General features: G+C 68.5%; 23 protein-coding genes and 1 tRNA gene. 15 read left to right on the top strand and 9 right to left on the bottom strand.

The window, feature by feature from the left end; translation table 11 throughout:
* The first annotated feature begins 81 nt into the window (after nt 1-81).
* On the top strand, nt 82-921 hold the full coding sequence (locus WEE69_00995) for an MBL fold metallo-hydrolase (protein MEX1143872.1): 840 nt from the start codon (nt 82-84) through the stop codon (nt 919-921).
* A 1-nt stretch (nt 922) separates the two neighbouring features.
* On the opposite strand, the gene WEE69_00990 is transcribed toward WEE69_00995, so the two are convergent.
* Nucleotides 923-2,155, bottom strand: a complete 1,233-nt coding sequence (locus tag WEE69_00990; GenBank protein ID MEX1143871.1) for an Mrp/NBP35 family ATP-binding protein — start codon at nt 2,153-2,155, stop codon at nt 923-925.
* A gap of 154 nt (nt 2,156-2,309) precedes the next feature.
* Between WEE69_00990 and WEE69_00985 the strand changes: the two genes are divergently transcribed.
* The 3 genes from WEE69_00985 to WEE69_00975 all read left to right on the top strand — a co-directional run bounded on the left by WEE69_00985 (nt 2,310) and on the right by WEE69_00975 (nt 4,024).
* Nucleotides 2,310-2,978, top strand: coding sequence for a helix-turn-helix domain-containing protein (locus WEE69_00985; protein ID MEX1143870.1), 669 nt, complete (start codon nt 2,310-2,312; stop codon nt 2,976-2,978).
* 33 nt (nt 2,979-3,011) lie between these two features.
* Nucleotides 3,012-3,368 carry an iron-sulfur cluster insertion protein ErpA gene (gene erpA, locus WEE69_00980; protein ID MEX1143869.1) on the top strand — a complete coding sequence of 119 codons (357 nt, stop codon included), beginning with the start codon at nt 3,012-3,014 and terminating at the stop codon, nt 3,366-3,368.
* Between the two features lie 131 nt (nt 3,369-3,499).
* Nucleotides 3,500-4,024: a hypothetical protein gene (locus WEE69_00975; GenBank protein MEX1143868.1), complete on the top strand. Its 525-nt coding sequence runs from the start codon at nt 3,500-3,502 to the stop codon at nt 4,022-4,024.
* Nucleotides 4,025-4,075: 51 nt separating this feature from the next.
* Here the strand turns inward: WEE69_00975 and WEE69_00970 are convergent, their stop codons facing one another.
* Entirely contained in the window at nt 4,076-4,933 is an 858-nt protein-coding gene (locus WEE69_00970; GenBank protein ID MEX1143867.1) for a hypothetical protein, read from the bottom strand.
* A 22-nt stretch (nt 4,934-4,955) separates the two neighbouring features.
* Here WEE69_00970 and WEE69_00965 point away from each other — a divergent pair, with 22 nt between their 5' ends.
* Nucleotides 4,956-6,686, top strand: coding sequence for a 2Fe-2S iron-sulfur cluster-binding protein (locus tag WEE69_00965; GenBank protein ID MEX1143866.1), 1,731 nt, complete (start codon nt 4,956-4,958; stop codon nt 6,684-6,686).
* A 9-nt stretch (nt 6,687-6,695) separates the two neighbouring features.
* Here the strand turns inward: WEE69_00965 and WEE69_00960 are convergent, their stop codons facing one another.
* Entirely contained in the window at nt 6,696-7,328 is a 633-nt protein-coding gene (locus WEE69_00960) for a hypothetical protein (protein ID MEX1143865.1), read from the bottom strand.
* Nucleotides 7,329-7,417: 89 nt separating this feature from the next.
* Between WEE69_00960 and WEE69_00955 the strand changes: the two genes are divergently transcribed.
* Nucleotides 7,418-7,564 carry a hypothetical protein gene (locus tag WEE69_00955; GenBank protein ID MEX1143864.1) on the top strand — a complete coding sequence of 49 codons (147 nt, stop codon included), beginning with the start codon at nt 7,418-7,420 and terminating at the stop codon, nt 7,562-7,564.
* A 4-nt stretch (nt 7,565-7,568) separates the two neighbouring features.
* Here the strand turns inward: WEE69_00955 and WEE69_00950 are convergent, their stop codons facing one another.
* Both WEE69_00950 and WEE69_00945 read right to left on the bottom strand, forming a co-directional pair.
* A complete protein-coding gene (locus WEE69_00950) occupies nt 7,569-8,261 on the bottom strand; it encodes a response regulator transcription factor (protein ID MEX1143863.1) in 693 nt (230 codons plus the stop codon).
* A gap of 19 nt (nt 8,262-8,280) precedes the next feature.
* Nucleotides 8,281-9,606 (bottom strand): glutamine synthetase family protein, encoded by a 1,326-nt coding sequence (locus WEE69_00945; GenBank protein MEX1143862.1) that lies wholly within the window; start codon nt 9,604-9,606, stop codon nt 8,281-8,283.
* A 224-nt stretch (nt 9,607-9,830) separates the two neighbouring features.
* Here WEE69_00945 and glnA point away from each other — a divergent pair, with 224 nt between their 5' ends.
* Nucleotides 9,831-11,267 (top strand): type I glutamate--ammonia ligase, encoded by a 1,437-nt coding sequence (gene glnA, locus WEE69_00940; GenBank protein MEX1143861.1) that lies wholly within the window; start codon nt 9,831-9,833, stop codon nt 11,265-11,267.
* 133 nt (nt 11,268-11,400) lie between these two features.
* Here the strand turns inward: glnA and WEE69_00935 are convergent, their stop codons facing one another.
* The 3 genes from WEE69_00935 to WEE69_00925 form a co-directional block, all read right to left on the bottom strand.
* Nucleotides 11,401-11,949, bottom strand: coding sequence for a hypothetical protein (locus WEE69_00935; GenBank protein MEX1143860.1), 549 nt, complete (start codon nt 11,947-11,949; stop codon nt 11,401-11,403).
* A 28-nt stretch (nt 11,950-11,977) separates the two neighbouring features.
* On the bottom strand, nt 11,978-13,114 hold the full coding sequence (locus WEE69_00930) for a glycoside hydrolase family 43 protein (protein MEX1143859.1): 1,137 nt from the start codon (nt 13,112-13,114) through the stop codon (nt 11,978-11,980).
* Between the two features lie 92 nt (nt 13,115-13,206).
* Complete coding sequence (locus WEE69_00925; protein ID MEX1143858.1) at nt 13,207-15,993, bottom strand: bifunctional [glutamine synthetase] adenylyltransferase/[glutamine synthetase]-adenylyl-L-tyrosine phosphorylase; 2,787 nt, start codon at nt 15,991-15,993, stop codon at nt 13,207-13,209.
* Nucleotides 15,994-16,027: 34 nt separating this feature from the next.
* Between WEE69_00925 and WEE69_00920 the strand changes: the two genes are divergently transcribed.
* From WEE69_00920 to WEE69_00885, 8 genes are all read left to right on the top strand, one after another.
* The gene (locus WEE69_00920; GenBank protein MEX1143857.1) at nt 16,028-17,740 is read left to right on the top strand and encodes an NAD+ synthase; all 1,713 of its coding nucleotides are present in this window, start codon (nt 16,028-16,030) and stop codon (nt 17,738-17,740) included.
* Nucleotides 17,741-17,845: 105 nt separating this feature from the next.
* Nucleotides 17,846-18,739 carry a DMT family transporter gene (locus tag WEE69_00915; protein ID MEX1143856.1) on the top strand — a complete coding sequence of 298 codons (894 nt, stop codon included), beginning with the start codon at nt 17,846-17,848 and terminating at the stop codon, nt 18,737-18,739.
* Nucleotides 18,740-18,760: 21 nt separating this feature from the next.
* Nucleotides 18,761-19,240 carry a hypothetical protein gene (locus WEE69_00910; GenBank protein MEX1143855.1) on the top strand — a complete coding sequence of 160 codons (480 nt, stop codon included), beginning with the start codon at nt 18,761-18,763 and terminating at the stop codon, nt 19,238-19,240.
* Nucleotides 19,241-19,418: 178 nt separating this feature from the next.
* The gene (locus WEE69_00905; protein MEX1143854.1) at nt 19,419-20,360 is read left to right on the top strand and encodes a sigma-70 family RNA polymerase sigma factor; all 942 of its coding nucleotides are present in this window, start codon (nt 19,419-19,421) and stop codon (nt 20,358-20,360) included.
* Nucleotides 20,361-20,383: 23 nt separating this feature from the next.
* Nucleotides 20,384-21,154 (top strand): sulfotransferase family 2 domain-containing protein, encoded by a 771-nt coding sequence (locus WEE69_00900; GenBank protein MEX1143853.1) that lies wholly within the window; start codon nt 20,384-20,386, stop codon nt 21,152-21,154.
* Nucleotides 21,155-21,225: 71 nt separating this feature from the next.
* Complete coding sequence (locus WEE69_00895) at nt 21,226-21,348, top strand: hypothetical protein (protein ID MEX1143852.1); 123 nt, start codon at nt 21,226-21,228, stop codon at nt 21,346-21,348.
* Between the two features lie 103 nt (nt 21,349-21,451).
* Nucleotides 21,452-21,958 carry a SigE family RNA polymerase sigma factor gene (locus WEE69_00890; protein MEX1143851.1) on the top strand — a complete coding sequence of 169 codons (507 nt, stop codon included), beginning with the start codon at nt 21,452-21,454 and terminating at the stop codon, nt 21,956-21,958.
* The gene (locus WEE69_00885; protein MEX1143850.1) at nt 21,955-23,964 is read left to right on the top strand and encodes a hypothetical protein; all 2,010 of its coding nucleotides are present in this window, start codon (nt 21,955-21,957) and stop codon (nt 23,962-23,964) included. The genes WEE69_00890 and WEE69_00885 overlap by 4 nt, the downstream gene beginning before the upstream one ends.
* Before the next feature lie 77 nt (nt 23,965-24,041).
* Here WEE69_00885 and WEE69_00880 read toward each other — a convergent pair.
* Nucleotides 24,042-24,135 (bottom strand) — tRNA-Sec (locus tag WEE69_00880).
* Nucleotides 24,136-24,149 lie beyond the last annotated feature (14 nt).

The raw sequence follows: 24,149 nt of genomic DNA, 5'->3' as shown, positions 1-24,149 counted from the left end.
CGGTTCTCGCCGGGCCGACTCCTACAATGGGAGGGTGAAGCCCCCCCAAGCGGCGACTTCCCGTGTGCGCGGGGGGCTCTGATGCCCGACCTCACGCCGGGAGTCCCGAGCGCGCTCTCTCCACTCGTGCGTCGCATCGTGGCCAGGAACCCGGGACCGTTCACCGGGCCGGGTACGAACACCTATCTCGTCGGGATCGACGAGGTCGCGGTGATCGACCCGGGCCCCGACGACAAGGCGCACGTCGACGCGATCGTCGGGGCTTCGATGAAGGAGCGAGTCCGCTGGGTCCTCCTCACGCACACGCACCCCGATCACTGGCCCGCGACCAAGCGACTTGTCAAGGCAACGAAGGCTGAGCTGCTGATGTTCGGGAAGCGTGAGAAGGACGTCGACATCGTTCCCGACCGAGTGATCGCCGAAGGCGACACGATCGAGGGCAGCGAGTTCGGCCTCGAGGTGCTCCACACGCCGGGTCACGCTCCGAACCACGTGTCCTTCCTTCTCGAGGAAGAACGGGTGTTGTTCACGGGCGACACCGTGCTCGACGGGATGTACTCGGTGGTCAACCCGGCGCGCGGCGGCGACATGGCGGTCTATGTGAAGACGCTCGAGCGGTTACGCCGGATGCGCTTGCGTCGCATCGCGCCCGGTCACGGTGACATGATCGAAGAGCCCAAAGTGCGCCTCGACGACTACATCTCCCACCGACGTCAGCGTGAGCAACAGGTCCTCCGGCTCCTCAAGAAGCGTGACGGGGCCAAGGTGGCCGAGCTCGTGGGCGACATCTACGGCAAGGACCATCTTCCGCCCGAGCTGATCGAGGCCGCGGGGTGGCAGGTCCATGCGCACCTCGTGAAGCTCAAGGCCGATCGCAAAGTCGTCGGCACCACCGCCCGCGCCGCCTGGAAGGTCGCTTAGCTCAGGTCTTCGCCGCTGCTTGCTCGGCGAGCTCGAGGATTCGCGCCGTGCAGCCGGCCATCTCGATCGGGGGCGCGAGGTCGTCCACGATCCGCGCAGCGAGGTCGTGGAACGCGGCGCCGGCGGGGCTCTTCGGGTCGTCGATCGCCACCGGTCGGCCCGTGTCGCTCCCGAGCGAGACCGCCGGCTCGAGCGGGATCTGCGCCACGAGCGGTGCACCGATCTCCGAGGCGAGGGTGGACCCGCCGCCCTCCCCGAAGACCTCGAAGCGCTCTCCTGACGGCGCGACGAACGCGCTCATGTTCTCGATCACCCCCACGATCTTCAGGTACGAGCGCCGAGCCATGTCGGCGGCGCGCACCGCGACCCGCTGCGCTGCGGCCGCCGGGGTGGTGACGACGAGCAGCTCCGATTGGGGGAGCATCCGCGCCAGGCCCATCTGGATGTCTCCGGTTCCCGGAGGGAGGTCGATGAGGAGGTAATCCATCGGTCCCCAGCCCACGTCGGTGAGGAACTGCTCGACCGCCTTCGTGAGGATGAGCCCGCGCCACATGAGCGCGGTGCCCTCGTCGTCCACGAGGAACCCCATCGACACCACCTTGAGCAGGCCGGGGGCACCGCCGGGGTCGAATTGGTTCGCGACCTCCACCGTGTTGGGGTGGATCTTGCCGTCGGCGCCGCCGAGGCGACCTTCGACGCCGAGCATGCGCGGCACACTGAAGCCCCAGATGTCGGCGTCCAGCACGCCGACGGTCAGGCCGCGCGCCGCGAGCGCGGCTGCAAGGTTGACGGTGACGGACGACTTACCGACGCCGCCCTTGCCGCTGGCGATCGCGAGGACTCGCGTGCCCGACGGCACTTCGGTCGGCTCCGCACCCTCGCGCGCGTTCCAGCGCGCGCGTTGCATCGCTGCGGTCTTCTGCTCGGGTGTCATCTCGCCGTACTCGACGTCGACAGCACGGACGCCGGGAAGGCCGCGGACCTTCGATCGGATCTCGGACTTGATCTGGCCGCGCAGCGGGCATCCCGCGGTCGTGAGCGCGACCTTGACGGTGACGTGGCCATCGGGCTCGACCCGCACGTCGTCGACCATGCCGAGCTCGACGATGCTCACGTGGAGCTCGGGGTCGATCACGCCCGCGAGCATCCGGCGCACCTCGTCGGCGGCGGGCGCCGGGCCGGCCACAGGCTCGTGGACGGGCGCGCCAGGGTCGTTCGGGTCAGGTGTCTGCATGGGGTCAATAAAAACAGTGTCTGTCTTGAAAATATGCCCCCCTGGCGCTACCGTCAATCGCTGTGCGGCGACCGAGCGCAAGCGAGAGAGCTCGCCCAGCGAGCGAACGCCCGCGAGGCGGGTATCCCGACTCGCAGAGAGCGAGCGGGTACTGATGGACCTCAATGTGTTGAAAGCGCTGGCTGACGACACCCGATACGCCGTATATGCCGAGTTGGCGTCGTCGACCGCCGCGCTCTCGGCGCAGGATCTCGCGGACCGCCTCGGCGTGCACGCGAACACGGTGCGGCTGCACCTCGAACGCCTCAAGGACGTCGGCCTGGTCGACGCCGAGGCGGTGCACCGCGGCACCGTGGGGCGCCCGCAGCACCTCTATTTCCTCGCCGCTGGCGCGCCCGGGCTGGGGTTCGACCCGCCCGCGCATGCCCTGCTCGCCGGACTGCTCGCCGCGCTGGGTGAGCGCGTGGGCGCTGACGCCGAAGACGCGGCGAACACCGGTCACGCCTGGGGTGTCGAAGCCGGGCGGCGCACGCGATCGCGCTCGTGCCTCAGCGCGCTGGAGTCCGAGTTGAATCGTCTCGGCTTCGAACCGTCGGTTGAGCAGGGCAACGGCACCTCCGAAGGCGGCACCCGCATCGAGTTCCTCCACTGCCCGTTCCGCGAGCTCGCCGAGGCCTACCCCGAGCTGGTCTGCAACTTGCACCGCGGACTGTGTGAGGGCGTGGTCGACGAGGTCGGAGGGGGAACAGTCGAGGAGTTCTCCACGTTGTACGACCCAGAGCCGTGCCATGTCACCGTCGCCGTCGGGTACCCTGATGAGTAGTCGACGACACCAAGAAGAAGAGGACTGAGTTCGATGTCGATGTTCACCGTCACCGACGCCAGCCAGACGTTCTTGATCAGCGACGCTGCCGCGTCGAAGGTCAAGAGCCTCATCGCAACCGAAGACGAGAGCGACGGGCTCGTGCTGCGCGTCGCGGTGCGCCCCGGGGGCTGCTCCGGCTTCAGCTACGAGATGTTCTTCGACACGGAGATCGCGGCCGACGACCTCGAGGTCGAGCATGGAGAAGTGAAGGTCGTGGTCGACCCCGCCAGCCTCCAGATGCTGAAGGGCGCGATGCTCGACTACAAGGACGGGCTCCAGGACGCCGGGTTCGCGATCAGCAACCCGAACGCCCAGAAGAGCTGCGGCTGCGGCCAGTCGTTCTCCTGACCGCCCCGCATTCCCCGCGCCTTCCCGCGTCGGAGGAATGCCGCCAATCGCGGTGCATTCGGGTTACGCTGAGCGCGCTTTCGCGGCATCTCGCGAACGTCACGCGCCGCGCTGGTTGAAGGGAGCGATGCATGTCATCCACCTGGCCGCCCAACCCACCCCTCGGGGGTGGGCCGTCGAGCCCGCCGACGCCACCGTCGCCGCGGCCCTGGGAGCCTTCGACGCCGTCGACACCTCCACCGCCGCCCGCCCCGCCGTCACCGTCGCCCGCACCCGCGGCGTCGAAGCCGGCGAAGCGGAAGGCGACCAAGAAGCGCACGGCCAAGAAGGCCGCCAAGAAGAAGAAGGCGCCCGCGCGTCGCAAGGCCGTGAAGCGCAAGGCGACCAAGAGGAAGGCGCCCGCGCGTCGCAAGGCCGTGAAGCGCAAGGCGACCAAGAGGAAGGCGCCCGCGCGTCGCAAAGCTGTGAAGCGCAAGGCGACCAAGAAGCGCACGGCCAAGCGTCGGCCCGCGAAGAAGCGGACCGCCAAGAAGACGGCGAAGCGCAAGGCGACCAAGAAGCGCACGGCCAAGCGTCGGCCCGCGAAGAAGCGGACCGCCAAGAAGACGGCGAAGCGGAAGGCGACCAAGCGGCGGACCACCCGCAAGCGTCGCTGACGTTCCAAAGATTCAGGGAGAGGCTCGCCGGGAACGGCGGGCCTCTTCGCGTCAGACGAGCGCGTCGAGCAGCTGGACCATCTCGCCGCGCCCGAAGGCACCGTCGATCGCACCCACGATCGTGCCGGTCTCGTCGACCGTGAAGAGCCACGGCTCGCTCAACAGACCCCATGCCTGCAAGGTCGGAGCGAGCTCCACAGTCTTGTTGTTCAGATAGATCTCCACGTGCACGAACGTGACGTCCTCGTGGCCATCCCGTACCGAGAGCAACGTGTCGAGCACCGGCCCGCAGTACTGCGACTGGCATCGGGCTGGCGTCGCGAAGAGCACTGCGACCGGCGTTCCCGCGCCGATCGCTTCGGAGAGCGAAACGGTGTGCAGCGGGCACCGCGGCTGGCGGGTGCAGATCGGCTTCACGCCGAGGGTGTCGGCCACGGTGGGTGATGGCGCGCGCGACGCGGCGGTTCCGGGTTGTGGCGCGTCGGGTGCCTCCTTCACCTCGATCGCGAGGTCGATCTTGCGATCCTTCACGAGCGCGACCCCCGGCCACACGCCGGGTATGTCGAGCACCGGTTCGGCGACATAGACACCGCGGCCCTTGGGAAGCCCCGCCTTGTAGAGACGGGTCGGGTCGAGCGTGACGTCCACCTTTCCGGTGGTTTCCGGTGGCACGAACCCGATGCTGACCGGCGGACCCGACACGTACCCGCGCTTGGAACCGAGCCCGAACACGAACCGCTGCGGTTCTGGTGACGCGTACAGATCGCTCGAGAGCACGAGCGCACCGAGCCCTTTGCCGAGTTTGTGCTCTTCGTGTGCCCCCGCGATCTCGGGCCACACCGTGGCTGCGATCGCCAGCCCACCCGAAGCGGCAAGGAACGCGCGTCGGGAGATCGCCGGTTGCACCATGCCCCTATCCTGCCCGTTCGACATGTCGAAGTCGGATCGGGTCACGTTCACCTGCAACGGCACGACGGTCGACGCCGACGTCAGCCCTGGAGAGTCTCTGCTCTCGGTGCTGCGCGAGCACCTCGGCCTGGTTTCGGTGAAGGACGGATGCGCGCCGCAGGGTCAATGCGGATGCTGCACCGTGCTCGTCGACGGCGCGCCGCGGGTGGCATGCGTCACGGCCGCGTCCAGAGTCGCCGGTCGCAGCGTCACCACGATCGAAGGTCTCGACGCACAGGTGCGTGATCGCCTGGTGGACGCCTTCGTCGCGTCGGGCGGCTCGCAATGCGGGTTCTGCACGCCGGGGATCGTCGTGCGGGCCGCCGCGGCCGCCACGAAGGGCCGCACGGATCGGGTGAGCATCGACCGCGCGCTCGCGGCTCATCTCTGTCGGTGCACCGGGTGGTGCACCGTCCAGCAGGCCATCGAGGACGCGGCGGCCCCGCGCCCCGAAGCGGCGCCGGCGCGTGACCTCGACGCCGCCTCTCGACGGGCCCAGCTCGAGGGGGGAGTCGCGCAACGCGTCGGACTCGACGTACCCGTGGGTGCAGCCGGCTTCGCGGATGACACCGCGCCGCGTGACGCGCTCGTGGCAGTACCGCGAGCGCCGGGATCGGCGGCGGGCTCGGTGGAGGCCGCCGGCATCGAATGGGTGGTGGGGGAGTCGCTCGAAGCGGCGCGCGAGCAAGCCGGGAAGGTGCAGGGCCGGCGCACGACGCTCGACCAGCGCGCGCCCATCCCACTGCCTGCTGCACGCCCCGGCGGTGTCCGGCTCGCGACGGGATGGGTCGAACCGGCCTACCTCGAGCCGGACGCGTCCTGGTGCACCCCCGGCGGCGCCCCCGAGACGCCACTCGCGAACGGCGGCGCGTTCGGCGGCAAGGCGACATCGCCCGTCACCACGGCCGCGCGCGAGCTCGCCGACCGGTTCGGTCGGCCCGTCCGGGCGATCTGGTCGCGCGAGGACGTCGTTCGCTGCGGACCCAAGCGGCCGCCGATGGCGGCGAGCGCGGTGCTGGAGGGCACCACGATCCGGATGGAAGGCACCGTCGCCGGTGCCCTCGACTCCTTCGAGAATCCCGCGGCGTGGCCGTATCGAATCGACGAGATGGGCGCGTGGTCCGCGGTATCGGTGCCGGGTCCCCCGGTAGGCGCGGCGGCACGCGGCACGGGTGTCGCCGAGCGGGTGGTGTTGCTCGAAGGCGCGCTTTCGGAAGCTGGTGCGTCACGATCGGACCTCGTGGTCGACGAGCGGGTTGCCGACGCGCTCCTCGACACGTGTGCGTTGGCACCGAGCGGCGCGGTCGCGGGGGCACGGGTGCACATGGACCCGGCCACGGGCACGCTCGAACGAGTCGAAGTGCGCGTCGCGGTCGGAGACCCCCTCGACGAGGTGGTGCTGCGGTCCTATTGCATCGGCGCCGCGCACATGGGGCTGGGTTGGGTGCTCAGCGAAAGCATCGCGGTGGATCCCGAGACCGGGGAGGTGCTCGATCTCACCATCCGGTCCTTCGGCGTGATCCGGGCCAAGGACACGCCGCCGATCGACGTGACGGTGCTCGACGATGCCGGCGAGCCGTTGGCGCGCGGGTCAGACGCTGTGTTCGCGGCGGTAGCAGCCGCGGCGTGGAACGCGGTGGCAGCCGCCGAGAGCGTGCGCCCCGAGAGCTTCCCGGCTCGCGGGACGCGCGCCGCCCGACGCCTGCGCGCGTGAGTTCGACGGCTATGCGTCCTTGCGGTAGAGCTGCACGCTGAGGACTGCGAGCCAGATCGACCAGGCGATGAACGCGACGAACCCGACGATCGCGATCGTGTCGTTCTCGGTGGCGACGCTCGCGGCGCCGATCAAGAAGGCGACCGCGATCGCTTCGCCGGCGTAGCCGAACCATTTCGGCAGCAGACCACTGCTCCAGATGAGGACGGACACGGCCGCCACGAACACCGCAATTGCGAAGCCGGTGAAGCCGTAGAACTGGTTCGCGAGCCGCCACAACCCGAAGCTCGGACGAAGTGCCGCATGCGCGGCGAGAGCGTTGCCAGCGAGGGCGACCGAGAGCCCAACGACCCCGCTCATCATCGCGACGCGCGAGAGACGACCGTTCCCACCTTCGCTGGCGCGGAGCCGGCCGTACAGGCTCCCGAGGAACCAGAGGAACGTCAGGGCCGCGAGACCGCCGAGATACGACGAGATCTTGAGCGCGTCCTGGTTGTCGATGATGTACTTCTGGATCTCCTTGTCAGTGTCGCTGACCATCGGCGGGCTCCCCGCGATGAACCCGCTGACGATGAACAGCACCGCGGTGGCCACTCCTGCAAGCAGGCCGTAGCGGGCGAATTTTTCCTCGTCGAAAGCCATTCCATCCCCCTTTTCTCGGTCGACGCCGAGATGGGGACCCTGCCCGTCGCGGGTGCCGTCCCGCAAGTGCCCGGCGGTAGCCTCGAGGCGTGGTCGGTGGGATCGTGTTCGTGCTGGCGATGGTGATCGCCGTTCCCGTGGGTGTGATGTTCGCTGGCGCGGCGTGGAGCACCGTGTTCGGGGAGCTGGCGTCAGCGCCCGACGAGGCCGCCGACGTGCAGACCGACGCCGACTGACGCGTCAAGCCGTCGAGAGGCTGCGTGTCTGTCCGAACCGGTAGCCCACCGAGCGCACGGTCTGGATCAGGCTGGCGTGCTCCTCGCCGAGCTTGGCGCGAAGCCGCCGCACGTGGACGTCCACCGTGCGCGCACCGCCGTAGTACTCGTAGCCCCACACGCGTGACAGGAGCTGCTCGCGTGTGAACACCTTCTGCGGGTGTGTGGCGAAGAACTTCAGCAGCTCGTACTCCATGAACGTGAGGTCGAGCGGCTTGCCGGACAGCGCCGCCTGATACGTCTCGAGGTTCAAAGCCAAGTCGCCGTACTCGACGATCTCGGGGTGCGTGCCGCGGCCCGTGCGCCACAGCAGATGACGCAAGCGCGCTTCGAGCTCCTTCGGGTGGAAGGGCGACAGGCAGAAGTCATCGAAGAGGTCTTCGCGGAGCTCGAGCTCACCCAGCTGCGCGCCGGTCACGAGGAGCAGCACGGGCGCCAGCGCACCGTCACGCTTGCGCAACGCGCGGCACATCGCGAACGCACCTTCGGGATCGTCGTCGGCGGTCACGACCGCGCCCGTCCAGCCGTCGGCGGGCTCTTGGCTCGCGGCAACCGACGCGTTCGCGACGGCCTTCCACGTGTGTCCGGAGAGATCGAGCGTCTGCGCAAGCAACGGTGCCGGCGGATCGGGGTAGACGAGGATCGGCTGGGAGGTCACGTTCGGCGCGCCTTTGCACTCACAGTGACCCCAGGTATCGCTCGATCTCCCACGGCGTCACCTGCGCGCGGTACTCGGCCCACTCGTCACGCTTGTTGCGGATGAAGTAGCCGAAGAGGTGCTCACCGAGCGCCTCGGCCACGAGCTCGGACTCCTCCATCACGTCGATCGCCTCGCCGAGCGACTGGGGAAGCTCCGTGATCCCTTCGGCGGCGCGCTCTTCGGGTGTGAGCTCGAAGATGTTGTTGGTGGCCTCTGGCGCGAGGTCGTATCCCTCTTCGACCCCCTTCAGGCCGGCGGCGAGGATCACCGAGAACGCCAGATACGGGTTGCACGCGGGGTCGGGAGAGCGGAACTCGATGCGGGTGGAGCTCTCCTTGCCCTTCTTGTGGACAGGCACGCGCACCAGCGCCGAACGGTTGTTGCGCGCCCAGCACACGTACACCGGAGCCTCGTACCGGACACTGAGGCGCTTGTACGAGTTGACCCACTGGTTGGTGACCGCGGTGATCTCGCGGGCGTGGGTGAGCAGCCCGGCGATGAAGCACTTGCCCACCTTCGAGAGCCCGTACTCGTCGCCCGGGTCGTGGAACGCGTTCACGTCACCCTCGAAGAGCGAGAGGTGGGTGTGCATGCCCGAACCGAAGTCGCCCGCGATCGGCTTGGGCATGAACGTGGCGTGCACACCGAGATCCTGCGCAACCTTGCGCACGACGTGCCGGAACGTCATCACGTTGTCGGCCATGGCGAGAGCATCGGTGTACCGCAGGTCGATCTCGTGCTGACTGGGCCCGAGCTCGTGGTGGCTGTACTCGACGGGGATGCCCATTGCCTCGAGGGCGAGGATCGTGTTCTTGCGCAGGTTCGACACCGTGTCCATCTGGGTCAGGTCGAAGAACCCGGCGTGGTCGAGTGGATCCGGCTCACTCGAGCTGCGGAAGTAAAAGAACTCCATCTCGGGGCCCGCGTAGAACGTGAAGCCGCGCTCACGGGCGCGCTCGAGGTTGCGCTTGAGCACGAAGCGCGGGTCGCCGTCGAAGGGCTCGGTCGATACGTGGTGCACGTCGCAGAAGATCCGTGCCGTCGGGGCTTCCTCGTCGTGCCACGGCACGATCTCGAAGGTGCCGGCGTCCGGCATCAGGAGCATGTCGGACTCCTGAACCCGGCTGTAGCCCTCGATCGCCGAGCCGTCGAACGTCATCCCCTCTTCGAGGGCGACGTCGATCTCGGCCGGGGTGATCTCGAAGCTCTTCAAGAACCCCAGGACGTCGGTGAACCACAGCCGAACGAAGCGCACGCCGCGCTCCTCGACCGTCCTCAGCACGTAGTCGGTCTGCGCTTGCATCGGCTCCATTGCTCTCTCGTTGCGGCGTCGGGGTACCCGCCGCCGCGGCCACTCATTTGAACAAGTCTGACAGGTGAGGTTGTGACCGACCCAAGCCCAAACCCGTAGACGTGGCGTTCCCTCGGCCAGTTCACACGCCGTTCACAGTGGGGCAACGGGAGTGAAACGCCTGATGTGACAGGCTCGCCGTTGCCCAGTTCACCAGGAACGAAAGAGGACGACCAGTGGAGGACCGCAACGCCAAGGAAGTGCTGGCGCTGGCGAAGGACAGCGGCGCGGAGATCGTCGACGTTCGCTTCTGCGACCTGCCCGGCATCATGCAGCACTTCTCGCTGCCGATCCACGAGCTGACCGAGGACGCGTTCGGGGAGGGCTACGGCTTCGACGGATCGTCGATCCGTGGCTTCCAGGAGATCCAGGAGTCCGACATGCTCCTGATCCCCGACCCGAACACCGCGATCCTCGACCCGTTCCGCGAGCACACCACGCTCAACATCAACTGCTTCGTACAGGATCCGGTGACGGGCGAGGCGTACACGCGCGACCCGCGGTACATCGCGAAGAAGGCCGAGGACTACGTCAAGGGCACCGGCATCGCCGACACCTCGTACTTCGGTCCCGAGGCGGAGTTCTACATCTTCGACGAAGCCCGCTACGACCAGAACCAGCACTCCGGGTACTACTTCCTCGACTCGTCCGAGGGCGTGTGGAACTCCGGACGCGCCACCGAGCTCGACGGCTCACCCAATCTCGGGTACAAGCCGCGGTACAAGGAGGGGTACTTCCCCGTCCCGCCGATGGACTCGTACCAGGACCTCCGCTCCGAGATGATCCTCACGCTCGAGCGGCTCGGCATCGACTCCGAGGTCCAGCACCACGAGGTCGGCACCGCGGGTCAGGCCGAGATCGACATGCGCTTCGACACGCTGCTGCGCATGGCCGACAAGCTCATGCTCTACAAGTACGTGATCAAGAACGTCGCGTGGCACCGCGGCAAGTCGGTGACGTTCATGCCCAAGCCTCTCTTCCAGGACAATGGCTCGGGCATGCACGTGCACCAGTCGCTGTGGAAGGGCGGCGAGCCGCTCTTCTTCGACGAGAAGAACTACGGCGGCATCTCCGACCTGTGCCGTTGGTACATCGGAGGGCTGCTCAAGCATGCGCCGTCGCTGCTCGCGTTCTGCGCGCCGACGACGAACTCGTACAAGCGTCTGGTGCCGGGCTACGAGGCGCCGGTGAACCTCGTGTACTCGCAGCGCAACCGCTCCGCGGCAGTGCGCATCCCGCTGTACTCGAAGAGCCCGAAGGCCAAGCGGCTCGAGTTCCGGTGCCCGGACCCGTCGGCGAACCCGTACCTCGCGTTCGCGGCGCTGGTCATGGCCGGGCTCGACGGCATCCAGAACAAGACCGAGCCACCCGACCCGGTGGACCGTGACCTGTACGACCTCCCGCCGGAGGAGCTGGCGAAGGTGCCACAGGTGCCGGGCTCGCTCGACCAGTCACTCGCGGCGCTCGAGGCCGACCACGACTACCTGCTCGCGGGTGGGGTGTTCACACCCGACGTCATCGAGACGTGGGTCGAGTACAAGCGCATCAACGAGATCGACGCGGTGCGTCTACGCCCCCACCCCTGGGAGTTCTACATGTACTACGACATTTGATTCACGGGGAGGGCAGGCCTCTCCCCGTGTGCCCCTCCCGGCGTCCAGCTGGGTCGTGGCTCGGTGGTTGAGGGGCGGCAAAGCCACCCCTCGGCGAGCCCAATGGTCCGCGATCGGCGAAGAGAGCAAGCGCTTATTGGGGGGCGCGTTGGACGATTTGCCTTGCCAGCTTTTCTAAGCGCTTTTGGTCTGCTCTTGGTAGTGGCGTTTCCTCTTCGGGGGGGCGCCACTCGACACTGAACATGAACTGCTTGGTTGCCTGGACCACGAGTGAGCCGGTGTCGAGGTTCACGTAGGCCTGACGTCCCACCTTGAACACGTCGGCGAGCGCGAACTCGCTCACGACGTCGAACGCGTGCTGATCCTGGAATGCCGCCTTCGCGTTGGTGGTCGTCTGCGCGAAGTGCGGGAAGAGCTGGACGACCCGCACGGTGCCCAACGGCGCGGCCGGGTTGTCACCCACGACGAAGTCGCACAAGAGATAGGGCAGGTTCAGCTTGGGCTCGCTCACATCCGCCCCGTAGACCTTGGCGATCTTGCCGGTGGTCACGTACGTGCAGGGGTCGTCGAGTGTGCCCTTGGCGGCGCCGGCCGGAGTCGCGAAGGCTGGCAACGCGAGCACCAACGCGGTGAGCGCGGCCAAGGCACGCACTGAGGAACCACGAAGCACGGTGACCTCCATCGGAAGGCCGCCAGCGTACGGCTCGGGCTCAGCCCACCGCGGGCGCCCCCGTCGCAAACGACAACGGCAGGATCCGAAGGGTCCTCATGCCGCCGTTGCCGTAGCCAACCGTCGGAGCGGCCCAGGCATGGAACGCCAAGTACCAGTTCCCTGCGGCGTCGGCGAAGAGGCTCTGGCCGCCTGGTCCCCACATCTTCGAGCGCGACGCGAGGACCGGGGTGCGATAGACGCGTCGACACGGACCCACAACCGAGTCGCAGCGCGCGACGCCGACCTTGTAGCCGTTCGTCTCCCAGTGGTAGGCCGAATAGAAGAGGAAGAGGCCGGCTGGCGTCCGCGCCAGCGACGGGCCCTCCACGATCGGGTTCTCCCAGCTTCCGGCCGCCCGATCCACCTCGAGGAGCAGCCGCTCGCTGCCGGCCACCACGCTGCGACCGTCGGGCGCGAGCTTCGAGGTCCAGATGCGTGTCGGCACCACGGGTGCGGAGCCGCGACCTTCAGTCTTGTACTGGAGGTACGCCGTGCCGTCACTGTCGACGAAGAAGCTCGGGTCGATCGAACCACCTTGGTTCGTCTGGCAGTACGCCGGTGCCGTCGAGTCGTCGATGAACGGCCCGCCGGGAGAATCAGCGACCGCGACGCCGAGGCAGTGATAGCCGGCCGTTGGCGCGACGTTCGACACCGCCGAGTACCACATCACGAATCGACCGGTCGGGTTGCTCGGCCGCTCAAGGACAGACGGCGCCCAGTGCCCGATGAACTCGGCCCATGACGCGATTCCGCTGCGCGCCGCGCCGTTGGGCAGCGCGTCGGCGTCGTCCGGGCTGTCGTAGCCACCGAGCTGCCAATCGACGAGATCGGTCGATCGGTACACCGGCGTGAGGTTGAACTTGACCTGCGTCGAGTACGCGTAGAAGCACGCGGGCGGCGTTCCGGCGCCGGTGTCACACCATGCCGGGTCGACGCTGAACACGAACGGGTCAGGTGCATCGCGCTGTTGCAGGTTGGCGACAGCCGGATCCGGGTCGAGGTCGATCGAGATCGGGTTGGCCGCGACGCCGACCGGTGCCGTTGGCAGGGGTGGCGGTGCCGGTGCGAGACGGCGGCAGGCGCCCAGCACGAGCACGGCGATGACGAGGAGCGCGAAGGCGCGGCGAGTGTGCATCGTGTGAGGGGCTTCGGTCGAGGCGGGCCCTCACCTTAGGAGGGTGACCCCACCCGCCACAAGGGTCACAGCGGCCCACATGGACCCCAATATCAGCGGGGGTCACCGCCGTAGAAGATCCGTTCGACCACCCGGCGGGCTCGCCGGGTCACGCGCCGGTAGTCCTCTCGCAGCTCCGTCTCGGGGCGGTGTCCATAGCCGAGCAGCCGCGCGATCCGGCCCGCGGGCGGGCCGGTGGGGAGCGCGTCGCCGGGCTGGCCGGTCACGAGGTAGCGAGCGTTCCGAGCGCGCTCGCAGAACCGATACGCGTCGCCGAGAACCGTCGCGCTCTCGGCGTCGAGCACGCCGGCATCACGGAGACGGAGCAGCGCTTCCATGGTCGCGGGTTCGCGCACCTCGGGATGCCGTGCACCGTGCTCGAGCTGGAGCAGCTGGACGGTGAACTCGACATCGGTCAGCGCGCCGCGACCGAGCTTGAGATGGAACTCGGGGTCCTCGCCGGGGGGGATGCGCTCTCGCTCGATGCGCGCCTTGATGCGCCGAACCTCGCGCGCGGCGTCGCGCGGGAACGGATCGCGGTACACGAACGGCTCGACCAGCTCCAGGAACCGCGCCGCGACATCGCGGTCGCCCGCCACCGGGCGGGCGCGCAGCAAGGACTGGAGCTCCCAGGTGAGCGCCCACCGTTCGTAGTACTGGCGGTACCCGTCGAGTGACCGCGCCAGCGGTCCTTGCTTTCCCTCGGGACGCAGATTGGCGTCGATGCGAAACGTTTGGCCCTCGGCAGTGGTCGCGCCGATCTCGGTCATCAATGCGGTTGCGGTGGCCTCCGCGGCCGCGAAGTCAGCCGGGCTCGTTCCGTCGTACACGAACACCACATCGATGTCGGAGGCATATGACAGCTCGCGACCTCCGAGTCGACCCATCCCGATCACGGCGAACGGCACGGCGGGTTCGAGCGCTCGTACTGCCGCTTCGACGCACGCGTCGGCCAGGTCGGCCAGCTCTCGTGCGGTGGTCGCGATGGACGCGAGGCCCACGAGATCGCGGGCGGCAACCCGGAGCAGCTCCCTGCGCTTGAAGCGGCGCAGGCCGGCGCGGCGCGCGTCGGTGTCGGCGCGCCAGCGGAGTGTCTCGAGCGCGGCGTCGATCAGCTCCTGCGGTTCGTGCGATCGACCCAACCAGTCGTCGTCACCCAGCAGCTCTACGACTTCCGGCTGACGCAGGAGCGCGTCGCCGATCAGGCGGCTCGAGCCGAGGATTCGGCACACGCGGGCGGCGGCTCCAGGGTTCTCGCGAAACGTCGCTGCGAGCGCGGTCGCGCGGGTCGTGCCTTCGGCCAGGCGGCGCAGCTGGAGCAAGCCGAGATCCGGATCCGGGGTGTCGGAGAGCCAGTCGAGCACCACCGGCAAGAGCTGCTGCATCACCCGCGACCGGCGCGTGAGCCCGCGCGTGAGCTCGCTGAGGGCCGCGCGGGTATGGTCGGCATCGGCGAACCCGAACGCGGCCAGTCGTTCCTCCACTGCCTCCGGTGGAAGCGACCCCGCGCCGGCGAGTGCGTCGAGGATCGGCGCGAAGAACAGCCGCTCGTGGATCGAACGCACGGCGGTCTGCTGTTCCGTGTGCTCGATCTCGAACAGCTCGAGTGCGGTCGTACGCGGCGTGTCGCGATAGCCGAGCACTCGTGCGAGTCGCGCTCGGCTGGTCTGGTCGACGGGCAGGGTGTGCGTCTGCTGCTCGTCCCACAGTTGGAGCCGGTGCTCGACGGTCCGGAGGAATCGATACGCATCGCTCAGTCGTCGCGAGTCCGCACTCTCTACATATCCAGCGTTCGCGAGCTGCGCGAGCGCGTCGAGGGTGGTTGCCGACCGAATCGACGTGTCGTGTCGGCCATGAACGCGCTGGAGGAGCTGCACGGCGAACTCGATGTCGCGGATGCCGCCCGGGCCGCGCTTGAGCTCGCGTTCGCCCAGACCCTTTCGTCGGAGTTCGGCCTCGGCGCGCGCCTTCATCGATCGGGCTTCACGGATCGCGTCGGGATCGAGGATCTCCGGCCACACGAACGGCTGGACCATTTCGAGCATCCGGTCACCCAGGTCCGCGTCGCCCGCAACCGGGCGCGCCTTGATCAGTGCTTGGAACTCCCAAGGTCGCGCCCAACGCTCGTACCACGTCTTGTAGCCCTCGAGGTTTCGGGACAGCGCGCCCGCTCGACCTTCGGGCCTGAGGTCGGCGTCGGTGCGGAACACGATGCCGTCGGGCGTCGGCGTCGTCATCGCCGCGAGCATTGCGCGCGCCACACGGTCGGCTTCGGACGCATCCCCGTCGTGCACGAAGAGCACGTCCACGTCGCTGGCGTAGTTGAGCTCGCTGCCGCCGAGCTTGCCCATGCCGATCACGGCGAATGGCTGCGAGGGTGTGGCGATCTCGAGTGCAACGCCTAGGCACACCCCGGCCAAAGCCGCGAGCTCGCGACCGACCGCGGGCATGTCTGCCAGTCCGAGCAGGTCGCGCACCGCGATGCGCAGGTACTCGCGGCGCTTCCAGCGCCTGAGCCGGCGGTTGGGATCCGAGTCTTCGGGCACGCCGGTGACCGACGCCGCGAACGCGGCAACGTCGTGCTCCACCCGCATCGACTCGTCGTCGCGCAGCGGATCGAGCAGCGTCTCGTCGTTGACGATCGCGGCGGTCAACGAGCGCGATGCACATCCGATCGCGATCAGGCCGTCACGGAGGACCGTGCTCTCAACGAGCCCGTCGGCAATCGCTGGATGCGCTTCTATGATCCGTTCGAGCGCCGCCCTCGCTCTCAACGCGTCCGCCGACCGCTCGAACGCGCGACGAACCGCCGGAGTGTCGAGGACCGCGGCGATCTTCAAGGTGGTCCAGTGTCGCGCCCCGTATCCTTGGGGTGTGCCCCGACTGCGTGTTGCCGCCGCGCAGCTGAACCTCGTCGTCGGTGACCTCGAGGGGAACGTGGCGCGGGTGCTCGAGACGCACGAGCGGGCCGAGCAAGAGGGTTGCGACCTCGTCGCGTTCCCCGAGCTGGCCGTCAGCGGCTACCCGCCGGAGGATCTCCTGCTGCGCCCGGCATTCGTGGCGCAGTCGGTCGAAGCGCTCGAGAAGGTCGCTGCTCGCACCGGACGCGCTGCCGCCGTGGTTGGCTTCCCCGAACAAGACGGTGACCGGCTGTACAACGCGGCCGCGGTGTGCGCGGGCGGCAGCGTGCTCGGCGTGTATCGCAAGCACCTCCTTCCGAACTACGCGGTGTTCGACGAGGAGCGGTACTTCGAGCCGTGGGCGGCAGACGGGCCGCTGTTCGTCGTCGGCGGCGTGCGGGTGGCCGTGACGATCTGCGAGGACGCGTGGAGCCCGTCGGGGCCGATCCTCACGCAAGCCGCGGCCGGTGCAGAGGTCGTGGTGAACATCAATGCATCGCCGTACTACGCCGGGCGTGTGCGCGAGCGAGCATCGATGCTGGCGACGAGGGCGGCCGATGCATCGGTCCCGCTCGTGTACGTGAACCTCGTCGGCGGTCAGGACGAGCTGGTCTTCGACGGGGCGTCCATGGTGTTCGACGAGAGTGGTCAGCTCGTTGCGCGGGCGAAGCAGTTCGCCGAAGACCTGCTCGTGGTCGACCTGGACGTCCCGCCCTCGTCTCGTCGCCGCGCGCTCGGTTCCCGAAGTCGCTTGCGCACCGCCCGCCTCCCGGAGGTCGCGGTCAGCGATGCCGAGATCTCCGACCGTGCGACAGCGCCGCGCGTGGAAACTGTGCTCGAGCCGGTGCGCGAGGTCTACGAGGCCCTCGTGCTCGGCACGCGTGACTACGTGGCCAAGAACGGGTTCCATAACGTGCTCATCGGTCTGTCAGGTGGCATCGACTCGTCAATCGTCGCGGCAATCGCGGCCGATGCGCTCGAACCGGAGCACGTGACGGGCGTGCTCATGCCGTCGCGGTTCTCGAGTGAAGGCAGCGTGACCGACGCGCAAGCGCTGGCGTCCAACCTCGGGATCCCCACGCTCACGATCCCGATCGAGCCCGCGCACGAAGCGTTCCTCGACATGCTCGCCGAACCATTTGCGGGATCCGACCCCGGGTTGGCGGAGGAGAACCTCCAGGCGCGCATCCGCGGGACCATCCTCATGACGCTGTCCAACAAGCTCGGGTCGATGGTGCTCACGACCGGCAACAAGAGCGAGCTCGCTACCGGCTATTCCACGCTCTACGGCGACATGGCCGGCGGATTCTCGGTGATCAAGGACGTGCCCAAGACGCTCGTGTACGCGCTCGCTCGTGACCGCAATGAGCGCGCCAGCCGCGTGGTGATCCCCGAGGCCGTGCTCGACAAGCCGCCGAGCGCAGAGCTGCGGCCCGACCAGCGCGACTCCGACTCGCTTCCGCCGTATGACGTGCTCGACAAGATCATCGAGGGCTACGTGGAGAACGACAGGTCGGTGGGAGACCTGCTCGCCGACGGTCACGACCCCGAGACCGTGCGCCGAGTGGCGTGGCTCGTCGACCGTAACGAGTACAAGCGCCGCCAGGCCCCGCCCGGCGTGCGCGTCTCGCCCAAGGCGTTCGGCAAGGACCGCAGGCTCCCCATCACCAACCGCTGGTCGGGTTAGTGGCGCAGTCGCGCAGGCCGCACGGAAAGCGGCGAGCGAAGCGAGCTCGCCCAGGGAGCGCACGGCCGCGGGCCGGGTATCCCGGCCCGCAGTAAGCGACCGAGTGTGAAGAGATATGCGCCCGAGGGCGCGCTCGTCCTCGCGGCGTTCTTCTTCGGCGTCACGTTCCCGCTGGTGCACAACGCGCTCGCCGACATCGAGCCGTTCGCATACCTGCTGCTGCGGTTCACGATCGCCGTGATCGTGCTCGGTCCGTTTGCCGTTGTGACGGCGCGGCGAGGTACGCCGGAGGAACGACGACTCCTCACCCGCGCGGGCCTGCTCGCCGGTGTGCTGCTCGCCGGCGGATACGTGACCCAGACCGTCGGACTCCAGACCGCGTCACCCTCGACGTCGGCGTTCATCACCGGCTTGTACGTGGTGTTCACGCCGCTCGTGGAGGGCGCGCTGCACCGCAAGCTCCCGCCGGTCGGTGTGCTGGTCGGCATCGCGCTCGCGACCGTCGGTCTCTACCTCCTCACGGGCGCCGATCTCGCGCTTGGCGTCGGTGAGCTGTGGACGCTGCTGTGCGCGGTCATCTTCGCGGCCTGGATCGTCTTCCAAGGCGAGTACGCGCGGCGTGTGCACGCGATCCCGTTCACCACGGTGCAGATGATCGTGGTCTTGGTGCTGTGCGTGCCCGGCACGGCGGCACAGGGGGTCGGTGAGCTCACCGGAGTTGCCGTGTTCGCGGCTGCGTTCACCGGGATCGCCTGCTCGTCGGTGGCGCTGTCGCTTCAGGTGTGGGGACAACGGCACATCGCCGCGAGCCGCGCCGCGCTCATCCTGCTCATGGAGCCGGTCTTCGCCGCCGCCGCGGGGTACGTCGACGGCGAACGCCTCGGCGCCGTGGAGCTCGCGGGTGCGGGCGTGATCCTGGTGGGCATCACCATCGCCGAGCTCGGCCCGGGGCGCACGCAAGTCCCTCACCCCGAGCTCGTCGAGCCGCATCCGTTCTGACCCGTCGCGTACCCTCCATGGGTGTCCCCCGGCCTGACCATCGACGACTTGGCGCGGTTCCTCAGTCACGCGACGTGGTTGGAGCGACGGCTCTTCGAGGTGCTCGGGCGTTGGGTCACCACGACCCCGGAGCCGGGCATCAAGCTCGCGCTCGGGCGGCACTCCCGTCATCACGCGTGGCACGCCCAGCTCCTCGAGCCGCTGCGCCCTGACACACGCGACCACCACGTCGAGCAGCGAGCCCCGTTGGACAAGGAGTGGCGTACACGGGTCTCCCGGATGCTGGCGGCCGCAACGACGTCGACCCGGCTCGAACGTGCGCTCGACGTCCTCGTGGGCACGATCGCCTGCTACGAGCAGCACCTCGCTGCGATGCGGCCGGTGCGTGACGGTCCTGCCCGCCGGGCGGTCGGGCTCGTGCTCGAGCACGAGCGGGCCGAGCTCGCCGAGCTCGAGGCGCTGCGCAGAATCGATGCAGGAACAGGCTCGATCGGCCGATAACATGGCAGGCCCCCAAGGGGCGCACCGCCTCTTCAGGACCTGTGGAAAGCCTCGCTTGACGAGGTCGTTATGGTACGGAGGGCGGCCGCCCCCCGACCGCCGTGACCAGGGAACATCCACCGCCTCCCGGCGGTTTTCCACAAGCTCGAAGAGACCGCAAGCACCTCGAAAGGCATCCGTGGCCAAGGAGCGTGTCGAGCGGGACGAGGAGGATCTCGTCCGGCTCTATCTCACTGACATCGGGCAGTACCCATTGCTCACCAAGGACGACGAGGTTCGCCTCGCCCAGCAGATCGAACGGGGGAATGCCGGGCGCGACGAGTTCGAGCGCACACCGATCAAGAAGCTGACCCCGGCCAAGAAGCGTGAGCTGCGCAAGATCGCCCGAGAGGGCGAGCAGGCCCAGCGCACCTTCGTGCAGTCCAACCTCCGGCTCGTGGTCTCGATCGCCAAGAAGTACCAGGCCTCCGGCCTCCCCCTCCTCGACCTCATCCAGGAGGGCAACCTCGGCCTGATGCACGCGGTCGAGAAGTTCGACTGGCGCAAGGGCTTCAAGTTCTCCACGTATGCGACGTGGTGGATCCGCCAGGCCATCACCCGCGGCATCGCCAACACCGGCCGCACGATCCGCCTCCCGGTGCACGCCGGCGACACGTTGGCCCGGCTCCAGAAGGCGCGTTCGCGTCTCGAGCTCAAGCTCGGACGCCCGGCCACGCTCGCGGAGCTCGCGATCGAAGTGGAGATGCCCGAGGACAAGGTCACGGAGGCACTGCGCTTCGCGGCCGAGCCGCTCTCGCTGTCGGAGCCGTTGCGCGAAGACGGCGACGCCGAGCTCGGCGACATCGTCGAGGATCGCTCGGCCGAGTCGCCGTTCGAGGTTGCTGCCACCGCGCTGCTGCCCGACGAGATCGAGAAGCTCCTCGCACCGCTCGACGAGCGCGAGCGTCAGATCCTGGCGCTGCGCTTCGGGCTCGACCGCGGTGAGCCGCGCACGCTCGAAGAGGTTGGCGAGTACTTCAACCTCACGCGCGAGCGCATCCGCCAGATCGAGGCCCGAGCGATGAGCAAGCTGCGTCACCCGTCCGCGGACACCGGCGCCCGCGACCTGCTCGCCGTCTGACCGCACGTTCACGGTGGGCTCGCATGGCGAGGCCTCGTCTCGTGTTCCTCCATGTGCCCAAGACCGCGGGCACGACGCTGGTCGGGGTGATCGAGCGCGAGTACGGGGTCGAGCGGATCGCGCGCGTGTACGGCGGGGAGTTCGGTATCCCGGTCGAGGAGCTCCTCGGTTGGCCCGCTCGTCGGCGCCGCGCCGTTCGCGCGGTCGTCGGCCACCTGCCCTACGGCGTCGCTGAGCACCTGCCCGGGCGATCGGTGTACGCAACCTTGCTGCGGGATCCGGTCGATCGGATTGTGTCGCACTTCTCCTACGCGTTGACGCAGCCGTCACTCGTGTCCCTCCACGACATCGACCCGGCGCATCCCTCACTCGAGCAGCACGTGACCGGCTCGCCGCTTCGTCACCTCGTGAACGACGCCCAGACCGGCCTCATCGGTGGTGACGTGTCCCTCCGCGCGGTGGAGCCGGGTGAGCGAGAGCTCGAGCGGGCGATGGAACGCTTGGATCGTCACGTCGTGTTCGGCGTCCAGGAGCGGTTCGACGAGTCACTTCTTCATCTTGCGCGCACGTTCGGCTGGGATCTGCCCGTGTACACCACAGTCAACGTGACCAGCCCGCGGCCGGCGATCGAGGCCGTCGCCCCGGCAACCCGAGCCGTGATCGAAGAGCACAACGCGCTCGACCGGCGGCTCTACGACCACGCCAAGGCCCGCTTCGACGAGCTCCTGGAACGGCGGCCCATCCCGGTGCAACGCCTGGCCGACCTCCGTGCCGCATTGCCAAAGCCCGGCTGACCACGGGCTGGCGGTGGCAGCTCACCCCGTCGGTCAACGTTCGCGTCGCCGAGTGCGTCTGTACGGTCGGGATGACCGTCGTCGAGTGGTGGGGGGCCGAGGCGTTGGCGGACGACCGACGCGTCACCTCGGTCGATGCCGACGTGGTGCTCGCCCTGGTGTTCCGGGCTGACGGACCCGCACTCGCCACGTGACCACGGTCCCGTCCTTGGTCAACCAAAACGCTGCCCACGCGTCTGTACAGGCGTGATCATGGTCGAGGTGGGGACCGAGCATTCGGGGGGCGCGGGCGAGACCATGAGGCCCGGAAACGCCGACGCCGTGCTGGGCGGGCTGTTCCGGGCGCAGTACGAGCCGCTCGTGGGGCTGGCCCGGCTGCTCGTTGACGACCGGGGCCACGCAGAAGAGGTCGTGCAGGAAGCGTTCGCCCGGGCGTACGCGTCGTGGCCGCGCCTGCGCGACCAAGACGATCCGCTGCCGTACGTTCGCCGCGCGGTTGTGAACCTCGCTCGAGGCGGCCTTCGGCGCCGGCGCACCGTGCGAAGAACGCGCCTGACACCCGTGCCGGACATCGCGTCGGCGGAGAGCGCCGCCGTCGCGCGCGAGCGAGTGCGAACCGTCGCCAGTGCCGTCCGCGCGCTGCCGCGCCGTCAGCGTGAGTGCGTTGTGCTCCGTTACTACCTCGACTGCTCGACCATCGAGGCGGCAACCACGCTCGGTATCAGCGAGGGCTCCGTGAAGCAGCACCTCCATCGCGCGCTCGCCGCGCTCGGACTCGTACTCGAAAAAGAGGAACACGCATGAGCACCAACGACCACGACGACCTGCTGCGGGGCGCGCTCCGCGACGACGCCGGGGCTGGCGGTGCGCCGACCGATGCCTGGGGTCGCGTGCGCGCCCGCGCCAACAGCATTCGTCGCCGCCGACAGATGACGCAGCGAGTCGCCGCGGCGGTCACCGCAGTTGGGATGGTCGCCGTGATCGTCGTCGCGACGGGCGTGCTCAAGAGTGACGAGCACACGATTGCCACCCCCTCGGTGACGGGCGATCAAATCGTTGCGGTCCAAGGTCCGAACAACGGCGGCGACCGATTGGTTGTGCTCTCGGCCGACGACGGCCGCGTGATCCGCACACTCACCGAGGACGTCGGCATCACGTTCGGTGGCATCTCCGCGACACCCGACGGCGAGACGGTGTACTTCAGCCGTCGCCGCGCCGCGCTGCCGTGCGACCGCATCGAGGTCGCGAAGGTGCCGAGCGCGGGTGGTGACGTCGAGGTCGTCGCGACGGGCACGAATCCGCTCGTGAGTCCGGACGGGCGCACGCTCGAGTACGTGCGATCGCCGGCCGCGGACCCTTGTGGACGACGCACGGAAGTCATCTCCCGCAACCTGGAGACGGGCGAGGAGACGGTCTGGGTCGCGAGTGAGGCGTGCGAGGGCTGCGCCACGCTCTCGCCGGTCGCTTGGTCGCCAGACAGCGCGCGCTGGATTGTGGCCGGCTGCTGCGCGAACGAGTGGTGGTCGAGTGTGTCAGTCGTGCCCGTCGGATCCCCGGGGGACACGAGGTTCCTCAACCTGCCGACGCCTGCCGACGGCGCGACGTACCTTCCCGACGGGCGCGTGCTCGTGGCGCTCGAGGACAGCGCGCCACCGGACGGCGCGCAGCTCCACAAGCTCGTGGTGTTCGAAAGCGTCCCTGGGCCTGCCCAGAACGATCCACCGACCGGCGACGACCTTTTGCTCGAGCCCGTCGAGACCATCTTCGAAACTCGCCAAGGTGGTGTGCTGCACATCTCGGCGAATTCGTCAGGTGACGTGCTCATGCACTTCGGCGGCAGTCTGCTCCAGCGTTGGCACCCCGGCGACACGGAGCCAACGACGATCACCGACGACGTTCGCGAGGCCGCCTGGCTGCCACGATCGATCGAGCCGCCGCCCGATCCGGTCACGACGACGACCGCACCCCTGACCGTTACCGCGCCGGCGTCGCTGGTGGTCGCGCGCACGGACCGACGCCTCGAGGTGATCAACGCCGATGGATCGGTCGTACGCGTGATCGGCACCGCCTCGCTCGACTACCACCGCCTCGAGCTCGCGCCGGATGGCCGGACCCTGTATTACGAGCAGGGCGGCACCGATCGTTGTGGCACTTCCGGCGAGATCGGTCGCGTGCGCATCGACGAGGAGACGCTCGCCTTCGAGCACCTGGCGATGGGCTCGTTCATGTCGCTCAACTCCGATGGCACGAAGCTCGCGTACCGAAGTGGGGTGTGTGGACCGGGCCCGCTCATGGTGCGGGACCTCGAGACGGATGCGGAGCGGTCGTTCACGCTCGCGCAGCCGAACGATGGCGGCCCCGGCGCGGAACTCGTCGGAGCCGTCGGCTGGGACGCCGACAACCGGCACGTCATGGTGCGCGTCAACCGTGAGCCCACCACCGAGTTCTGGTACGTCGACACCGCGACGACCGGCGAATTGAGCGGCCCGACGTTCCGCGCACTGGGCGAGCAAGGTGCCGAACAGGGTCCGACCAACTTCGCACCGCTCGGCACGACGGGACGGTGGGCTGCGGTCTACGAAGCGGTAGGTGGTTCGAGCCTCGTCGAGTACGACCTCGCCGGGAACTCGATCGTGCGTCCGCTCGCCGAGCTGCCGACACGGGGCGTGACCATCGTCGGCTCCGATCCGACCGGGCAGCAGGTGTTGCTGCTCGTCCCGAGTGAGAGCGGCTTCGAGCTGTGGCGCCGGAGCGCGGGTGACGCAGTGGCGACGCTCGTCGCCGCGGGAGTGGTCGCCGCCGACTGGTAGCGCCCTCCATCCCCATTCCGAGCAAGTGACGCAGAGGTTCCGTATTTGACCCTGAGCGTCACTTGCTCGGGGAAACTTGGCGGAGGTGGCAGGAATCGAACCCACCAGGCAGGGATCACCCGCCCCACTCGTTTTGAAGACGAGGGAGGCCACCAGGCCCCATTCACCTCCGTGGCGAGTCTCGC

Source organism: Acidimicrobiia bacterium (assembly GCA_040881685.1).
GTDB lineage: Bacteria > Actinomycetota > Acidimicrobiia > IMCC26256 > PALSA-555 > SHVJ01.
The sequence above is the reverse complement of the archived record's forward strand: the minus strand, read 5'-3'. Positions and strand labels throughout refer to the sequence as shown.